The sequence below is a fragment of the Candidatus Laterigemmans baculatus genome (genome assembly GCF_010367455.1).
Taxonomy (GTDB): domain Bacteria; phylum Planctomycetota; class Planctomycetia; order Pirellulales; family Pirellulaceae; genus Laterigemmans; species Laterigemmans baculatus.
Genome location: NZ_WRPR01000016.1, coordinates 119,890 through 128,610, shown reverse-complemented (window position 1 = coordinate 128,610; position 8,721 = coordinate 119,890). Strand labels below are relative to the sequence as shown.

General features: G+C 64.5%; 5 protein-coding genes. All 5 read right to left on the bottom strand.

The genetic code is table 11. The features are described 5' to 3' along the window. Positions 1-87 precede the first annotated feature (87 nt). On the bottom strand, positions 88-4,380 hold the full coding sequence (locus tag GNK13_RS03545; RefSeq protein ID WP_164101059.1) for a PAS domain S-box protein: 4,293 nt from the start codon (positions 4,378-4,380) through the stop codon (positions 88-90). A gap of 2 nt (positions 4,381-4,382) precedes the next feature. Next, entirely contained in the window at positions 4,383-4,838 is a 456-nt protein-coding gene (locus GNK13_RS03540) for a response regulator (protein WP_164101058.1), read from the bottom strand. Between the two features lie 20 nt (positions 4,839-4,858). Beyond that, positions 4,859-7,270: an ATP-binding protein gene (locus GNK13_RS03535; RefSeq protein WP_164101057.1), complete on the bottom strand. Its 2,412-nt coding sequence runs from the start codon at positions 7,268-7,270 to the stop codon at positions 4,859-4,861. Next, on the bottom strand, positions 7,264-7,848 hold the full coding sequence (locus GNK13_RS03530; RefSeq protein WP_164101056.1) for a biliverdin-producing heme oxygenase: 585 nt from the start codon (positions 7,846-7,848) through the stop codon (positions 7,264-7,266). Before GNK13_RS03530 ends, GNK13_RS03535 begins: the two co-directional genes overlap by 7 nt. Before the next feature lie 177 nt (positions 7,849-8,025). Beyond that, positions 8,026-8,280: a hypothetical protein gene (locus tag GNK13_RS03525; RefSeq protein WP_164101055.1), complete on the bottom strand. Its 255-nt coding sequence runs from the start codon at positions 8,278-8,280 to the stop codon at positions 8,026-8,028. Positions 8,281-8,721: the final 441 nt, after the last annotated feature.

Below are 8,721 nucleotides of genomic sequence, written 5' to 3'. Positions count from 1 at the left end.
TCGGCTTGCCGTTAAACGACTTGGTAGCCAACTGCTGGGCACTGCTGACTTTATGGCAATTCAGCGTAAGAAAGTGGCGCTGTCCAGCTAGCCGATTCCGCCGTTGGAGAGCTGCGCTAGCAGCGATTCGAGGTGGGCTGCGTCGACCGGTTTGGTCAGATGGTGATCAAAGCCCGCTTCCTTGGCCCGCTGGCGATCGTTGTCGGTTCCCCAGCCAGTCAAGGCGACCAGGATCAGGCCGTCGGCCGCCGATGATCCCCGCAACCGCTGAGCGACCTCGTAGCCGTTCATCCCGGGGAGCCCGATGTCGAGGAATACCACTTCGGGGCGAAACTGGTCGGCCGCTTCGAGGGCGGCGGGCCCGGTGTAGGCGGTGGCTGTGGTATGCCCGGCGTTTTCGAGCAGCATCGACAGTACCCGCGCGCCATCGGTATTGTCGTCGACCACCAGGATCCGCCGCGTGATTGCCGCGGCCATCACCGGGTCGGTGCACAGGTGGCCGTCGCCCTCGCCCGCCGGCTCGGACGCAGCCAACGGGAGACGCACCACGAAGGTACTGCCTTTGCCCAACCCCGGGCTCTCGGCCGAGACGGTCCCGCCATGCATCTCCACCAGCCGCGAGACCAGCGCCAGCCCAATCCCCAGTCCTCCTTGAGCGCGCCCCAGCGTCTGGCCCACCTGGGTGAACATCTCGAAGACTCGGGACAGCATCTCCGCGGAAATGCCCTCGCCATTGTCTTGAACTCGGATCACAACCTCCTTCCCCTCGCTCTCCGCCGAGAGTGTGATCTGTCCTCCCGAGGGCGTGTATTTGGCCGCGTTGTTGAGCAGGTTGCTCACCACTTGGGCCATCCGCGTCGGGTCGGCATCGATCATTAGCGGCTGATCGGGAGCCGAGACCGTCAAGCGGTGCTCAGCGTGTTCGATCGTCGAACGGCTGACCTCGATCGCCGCTTCGAAAACCTCCTGCACCGCGATCCGTTCTTGCTTCAGCTGGACCGTGCCGCGGGTGATTCGTGAGACGTCCAACAGGTCATCGATCAAGCGGACCATGTGCCCGACCTGCCGCTCCATCACCTCCAAAATTTCGGTCGGCTGCGGCTCGCCGGCAGGGGTCATGGCTAAGACCGCCAGCCCCGTACGGATCGGGGCCAACGGATTCCTGAGTTCATGAGCCAAGGTAGCGAGGAACTCGTCCTTCCGCCGATCCTGTTCGCGAACTTGCTCGTAGAGGCGGGAATTCTCGATCCCCGCCGCAGCGATGGCCGCCAACTGCACCAGGACCGATTCATCCTCGGCGGTAAAGTCCCCGGTGCGACTCCCCATCAACTGCGAGACACCGAGGATCCGCCCGCTATGCCCGACCAGCGGGACCGCCAGCCGAGCCCAGCCCCCAGATCCGGCTGCCGCCGGGACGCGGATCGGACGCTCTTCTTCGCAAACCTTCAGGGCCAGTTCCTCGTCGAACTCTGCCGCTCCCGACTGGCCCGCTCCCGACTGGCCCGCTCCCGACGTGCAGGAGCCCGCCTCACCCGAATCCGATTCCTCGGCGTCCGCATCTCCGTCGCTGCACGCTCCACTCGGATGGCCCAGGCGGGCGGTTGCCAGGTTCGAATCGGCGGCGCTCGACGGCCCTTCGTAGTTCGCTCGGCCTGAGGGGAACGCGGCGATTCTTTGATGACAGTCCTCCGCACCGACAAAGGTTGTCACGCCTCCTTGGGCGTCGAGGATCGAGCAGGCTTCATCGGTGACGATTCGGGCAATGCTCTCGGCCGAGAGGACGGCGTTCATGCTGCGCGACGCCGAGGCAACCCGGTTGAGCACTGCGGCGTGCCGTTTCGCTTCCGCCAACAGCCGAGCCAGGTTCTGTTCCGCTTGCCGTCGCTCGGTCAGGTCGAGCATCGAACCGACCATCCGCGTCGCTCGCCCCTCGGCGTCGCGGACCACGCGGCCACGATCGAAGACGTACGCGTAGGTGCCATCGGCGCGGCGAAAGCGATACTCGCCATGCCAGGTGTCGGCGTGTCTGCCGGTCGAGCGTTCGTTAGCCGACCGCTGGTCCGGGCCACCCTCGCGGATGTGGCGGTGGATTGCGTGGGTGATGCGTTCGGCGTCTTCGGGATGGATCCGATCGCTCCACCAGGAAGGATCGCTTTCCACCTCTTCCATGGGATAGCCGAAGTTGGTCCGCACCCCTTCGTTCCAGTCGACCTCGTTGTTGACCAAATCCCAGTCCCAGATCGCGTCCTTGGCCGCGTCGGCGACCATCCGATACCGCCGTTCCCGTTCGGCGAGTTCCTCTTCCTGCTGTTTGCGCTCGGTCACGTCGCGGGTCGTGCCGGCGACCGCTTCGACCTCGCCATCGGCTCCGATCACCGGAACGAAGATGTAATCGTAGAACCGGCGACCAAAGGTTCCGGTGAAGGGCACTTCGCCGCGGATCGGTTGTTTGGTCGCCACCACTTGTTCGATTTCCCGCGAATGCATTTCGGCATGCCACGGTTCGTAACCGATCTCCAGCAGCGTTTTCCCGATCGCCTCCTCCCAGGTTCGCCCCCACATCTGGAGCAACACTTCATTGGCGTAGCTGATCCGGTGATCGAGGCTGAAGACGTAAGCCAAGTCGGGGGTGTTGGAGAGGATCGTTTCGTACAACCGCCTCCGCTGCTCCGACTCGGTCGTCACCCGCGCGAGTCCCTCTTCGGCTCGCAAGCGGTCGGTCACGTCCGAGCAGTTTCCGATCCACTCCCGGAGGCTGCCATCGTCGGCGAAGACCGGGGCTCCGCGGGCGATGATCCGGCGGTACTCGCCATCGTGCCGGCGGAGCTGGTATTCGGTTTCGTACCGCTGTTGCTTCTCGACGGCTTGACGCCAGATGGTGGCGGTAGGTTCCCGGTCGTGCGGATGCAGCGCATCGAGCCAACCCCATCCGGTGTATTCGGCGGGGGTTTGACCGGTGAAGGCGGCCCAGGAAGGATTGTCGCCGACCATCTCGCCGTCCGCATTGGCCGTCCAAATGATGGGCGAAGTCGTGATGACCAGCGTGCGGAACCGTTCTTCGCTGGCCCGCAGCTGGCGGACGGCGCGCGCCCGCTCGAGCGTCTCCCAACAGTTCCCTACGACGTTTTGAACCAGTTCGATCTCCGCGGCGGTCCACCGCCGCGGGCGGTTTTGTTGGACCGCCATCGCCGAGTGCAACCGCCCCTCCTTGAACAGCGGCACGCAGATCATCGCCCGCACCACCCCTTGGCGATACTTCCCGCGATCCTCCTCGCGGAACGCCGGATCCGATTCGATGTCCTCGACCACAAAAGGCTCGCCAGCGAGCAGCTTGTCCCGCAACTGAGAGCCAAAGGCGTTCAGCCGCCAGCGCCCCACGATGCTGGGGACCCCGCGGGTGTAGTCGCCGAGGACCACAAAGACCGACTCGTCCTCGACGTCCGCGTATGCGCAGCGGTCGACTTCCAGGTGTTCGGCCAACAGCCGCGCCGTGGTCGCGGTCACGGCCTCGGGATCGGTCAGCGGTTGCGTTGCGACGGCCAGCTCCGTGTAGAACCGCTGGCGGCGTTCCTCGCGGGCTCGCTCGGTCACGTCGCTGGCGATTTCGCCGGCCCCCACCACGCGTCCAGCCGCGTCGCGGATCGGGTAGAACCGCAGGTCGAACGTCCGCCGCTCCCGGGTGGGATCCCCAAAGTCGGCGGTGACGGCGAGTCTTTCTCCGCCCAAGGCGCGGCCCCAGAGACTTTTCGCGTGGGCCTGCTCTTCCGGGAGGTGAGCGAGCGCATCGAGCAAACTTTCGCCGACTTCGGCCCGGGTTCCAAAGACGCGTTGGAATTCCCGAGCGTACGCGCGGTTGACGACCGTGAACCGATAGTCATGGTCGATCGCCACGATCAGCTCTTCGGTTCCCTCGGCGATCCCTTCGAGCAGCGTCAGGGCTTCTTCGACCGTCTTCTCAGCCCGCTTCCGTTCGTTCCGCTCGAGGTTCTCGCGGAGCGCCCGCTCGACCGCCTGCGGCAGCCGGACCAGCCGATCTTTGAGGACGTAATCGACCGCTCCCTGCTTGAGCGTCTCGACCGCCAGATCTTCTCCCATCGCCCCGGAAACAAAAATGAAGGGCGTTTGCGGCTGATGCTCGCGGGCCAGTTCGAGGGCATTCAAGCCGTCGAAGGTCGGCACCTGGAAGTCCGAGAGGATCAAGTCGTAACGCTGCTGCTGGAGCCGAGCGACGAAGCTGCCGCGATCGGTCGCCCGTTCGAACGCGATGTTCAGTCCCGAACGTTCGAGGCGGTCTTTGACCAGTTCGGCGTCGAGGTCGCTGTCTTCCAGATGGAGGACGCGGACGGTTCGCAGGTGGTGTTTAAATCCGTAGTTCGCCACGCTTAACGCTTTCGTTCCGGCTTGTAGGATCCTGGCGGTGGCTCGTTGAGCACTGCCCAAAAAATCCCCAGATCCTGAATGGCCTCGATGAATTCCTGGAATGCAACCGGCTTTACCACGTACGCGTTCACACCCAGGGCGTAACTCCGCACCAGATCCTGCTCCTCCCGCGAGGTGGTCAACATCACCACCGGGACGGGCCGCAATCGGCTGTCCGCCTTGAGCTGTTCGAGGACCTCGATCCCGTCGACCTTGGGAAGTTTCAGATCGAGCAGGACGACGGCTGGATTCCCGTCGGGGCGGTCTCGATAGTTCCCGCGGCGGAACAGGTAATCGAGCGCTTCGGCACCGTCGCGGACGGTGATCACGTCGTTGGCCAGGTTGCTTTTCTCGAGCGCCAGCAGGGTTAGCTCAAGGTCCTTCGGATTGTCCTCGACGAGCAGAATCGGCTTGAGCATGCGGGGGGATCCGGGGGTCGTTACGGAGCGGGCGTCGGGGCCGCTTTGGGAAGCGAGAAGTAGAAGCTGGCGCCCTGCTCTTCCTGGCCCTCGGCCCAGGTCCGACCGCCGTGCCGCTCGATCACTCGGCGAACATTCGCAAGGCCAATGCCGGTCCCCTCGTAGTCTTCCCAGCGATGCAACCGCTGAAACACCCCAAACAGCTTGTCGGCGTACGCCATGTCGAAGCCCACGCCGTTGTCCTTGACCCAGAACTCCAATTCGCTCGGGCACTCGCGATACCCGACTTCGATCCGAGCTAAGGGACGCTCCCGGGTGTACTTGACCGCGTTGGAAAGGAGATTCTGGACCGCCACTCGGAGCAACATCAGATCGGCCGAGACGCGGGGAAGTTCCGCCACCTCCCAAACAATTTCACGGCCCTCGGCCTCCCGCATCAGTTCCTGACGCACCTCGGCGACCAGCTGATTCAGATCGACTTCGCCGCACTGCAACTGGGACCGTCCCAGCCGCGAGTAGTTGAGCAGCTTGTCGACCAGCCGGCCAGCGTACTGACTCGACTCGATGATCGTCTCGAGACAGCGGCGGCCGCGTTCCGAGAGCACGTCGGCACTGTCGTCGCGAAGCATCTCGGCGTAACCGACAATGTGCCGCAGCGGAGCCCGCAGATCGTGGCTGACCGAGTAGGAAAACGCCTCCAGCTCTTTGTTGCTGTGCAAGAGCTCGGCGTTCAGTGCGGCCAACTCTTCGGCTTTGCGAAGCACCGTGCCGACGATCGCGTTGCGAAGTTCCGCCGCCCCCTCCAACTCGCTCGCCGTCCACCCCGGCGCTCGATCCCGCACCGTCTCCCGCCACGTCGCAAACGACCGCCGCGGGTGCAACCGGGCCGGGACGCGGCGGTCCCCCGACTCACCCGACTCACCCGACTCCCCCGACTCCCCCGCTCGCTCCGCATCCGCGTGTGGCTTGCGAGGATCGCCGCCCCAGCGGATCGTGCGGATCACCTCCGGACGGAACCACAGCACGTAGCTGGCGTGGATTTTGGAGATCGCCGCCGCGATCACTCCGCAGGCCGAATCCTTGTAGGCGTCGCTGGGGGGAAACAGGCTGGGGAGCCGATCGGTGACGAATAAATCCTCGTCGACGCTCGTGTACAACCACTGAGCCAGTTCCCGGACCTGATCTTCCGCCGGTGTTTCGCCCACCAGATAGCAGCCCTCTGCGGTCAGCAGCGCCGCTCCCTGCGAGCCGGTGAGGGCGAGCAGATCGCGGCGATTCGCGGCCAACGCCGGAGCAAAGTCCCCGCGATCGGTCATCTCGTTCAAGAGCCGCGAAAAGGCCGAACGGACGCGGATCCGGTGCGCGTATTCGTCCACATGCTCCAGGGACGAAAGCCGCAGCGCAAAGACGCGGGCGCACAGATCGCACGCCTGGCGGAGCGGAAACGGAACGGTTCTCGGCTCCTGATGGTGGCACGAGATCAGCCCCCACAGTTCCCCGCCGCGGAGGACCGAGACCGACATCGAAGCGGCCGTCTCCATGTTCCGCATGTATTCCACGTGGACCGGCGAGACGCTTCGCAGCGTCGAGAAACTCATGTCGAGCGGTTTGCCGGTGGCTGGGTTCTCAGCCGGAAACACGGGCACCGGACGGTACTGGGCGTCGGGGATGATTCGCAGCGGATTGATCCGATACAGCTCGCGGGCCTGGGCCGGGATGTCGGAGGCTGGAAACCGGTGGTCCAAATAGGAAGGCAACCGACCACTTCCCGCTTCGCCAACCACCGTACCGTTCCCGTCTTCGTCGAACCGGTAGATCAGCACCCGGTCAAACCCCGTCATCCGGCGAATCGTGTCGCAGGCAACCCGGCTCAGCGCGTCGACCGTATTGACCGCCTCGACTTCCAGAATGAATGCGTCGACCAGCGTCTGGAGATCGACCGCCGATCGACCACTCGACTCGCCGGTGATCGATTCGAACTCAAGTACGACCGCCCCTGCGGTGCGATGAGCGATCGCCTGGTAAGAACCTGCCGCCGGGGCTTCCGCGGAGGGGAGCGTGAACGTGCCCAGAAACACCGGCCGCCGCTGCGGATTGGCCGCTCCACGATTCGCATTCGCGGGGCCAGCCTGTGCCGAGGAAGGGGTGGGCTCGGCTGGCAGCTTAGCGGCCAGTTCCGCCTGCAGCGTTTCGGCCACCTCCGCTGCGAGCACCTCGCTCAGCGGACGGCCGAGCGCGGCGGTGGCCGAGATGGAACCCAATTGGTCGAGGTTTTCGCTCGCCTGCAGGATTCTCCCGCTCGACGGCTCGAGAGTCAGCAACACGCCGTGGGGCTGGATGCTTCCGGGCCGGTGAATCGGTTCGCGTTCACAATCTTTCCAATCGCTCTCGAACTCTGCACCCTTCCCCGAGGCTTCCCTCCCATTCAGCATGCCTTTCCTCCGACGATCCAGCGGTCGAATGTACAGAACGTGTCGACCGCGGCCGAGACGATTGCCTCCTGCGCGTCGGGATTCTCCGACGCGTAGTGCGAGAGGACTTTGCAAAATTCCATCCACCGCTCGCCCACCCGCTCGCGGTAGCTGGCGAAGAACCGACAGCCCGACTCGGTGTCGAGTCCATGCCGCCGCTCGATCTCGCGACGGAGGACTTGGCCGCCGAGCGTCGCTCCCTCGAGCACGTACAGGCAGCCGAGGACTGTGGCCATGTCGCCCACCCGCGGCAGTTGCACGCACTCGGGCAACTGCTCGACACGGGCGGAGTCAAATCCCAGCGCGAGCAGATCTTGATAGAGGAAGGGAGTCTTCACCCGCTCGACCAGATCGAGACCGATCGCCCCACAATCGGGAACCTGTCCCAGCCGCCGTTCGAGCGGCGCGTAAAAGCCGTAGAACCGGGCCAGCAGCCCGCCGTACCTTTCGACCGATTCCCAGTGGCCGAACAGGTTCACCGTCTGCTCGATCTGCTCGTGTTGCGAGCGTGTGCGTTCCCGCAGTGAAGAAAGAATCATGCTTCGGATCCGTACCCGCCCCTCACGGCCAAAGGTTCTCGATCCGTTGTAAGACGCCCCCGAAAGGTTGTCAAACACATCCCCGCTGCCCTCACCGAGTCCCCCCGGAGCGGGCGCGCGACCAGCCGCCAGGCCACGCGTGGGCCCGGTGGCTGATCGCTTAGCGGTGACGGTCGCTTAGCGGCCGAGGAAGGTCCGCTTGAGCCACGCGTTCTTCCGCCGCTCGAGCTCCATCAGGTTGCTCCAGAGGCTGGCCGGACGCGAGCTCTGGACCTGACGTCGGGGCTGGATGAATTGCTCGCCTGAGATGACCGGAGCCCCCTCGACGACGACGCCCGGAGCAGCCGCGGCCACCGTCGGCGGCTGCGCACAAGCGGTTCCAGCGACAGCAAGCATGGCCGTGGCACCAATCGCGATCACAAGATTCTTCATTGGGAAAGTTCCGTTCAGGGTATAGGCCCCTGTTTGAGAGGTGGCCGGTGTGGAGTGATGATTGAAGACCCTCCGGCTTTCCGCCGAGCCGACAGACTCCGTGAGAAAATCGGACGATTTCCCTCATCTGAGCCGCAGGCGCTAGCCTCGGGTGAGCCGCAGGCGCTAGCCTCGGGCCTTCGCCAGCCCGATGTTTCCGCCCCAGTACCCGCGGCTCGCGCCGTCGGCTCAGGGTTTTTTGCTCGGGCCTAGAGAAACATTCCCGATCACCGCCGCAATGCGGAAAAAATGGCTTGCGGAAGACCAGAATTTCTTGCCTCTCCGGCGATCCTTGACGTTTATTCAGCCGCCGCCTCGTGTATCGATTGCTCCACGCTCCAGCTCTGAAAACTCCCCATCCCAGCCCAAATTCCTGGTGCGGCGGACGGCTGCGGTGCGAGA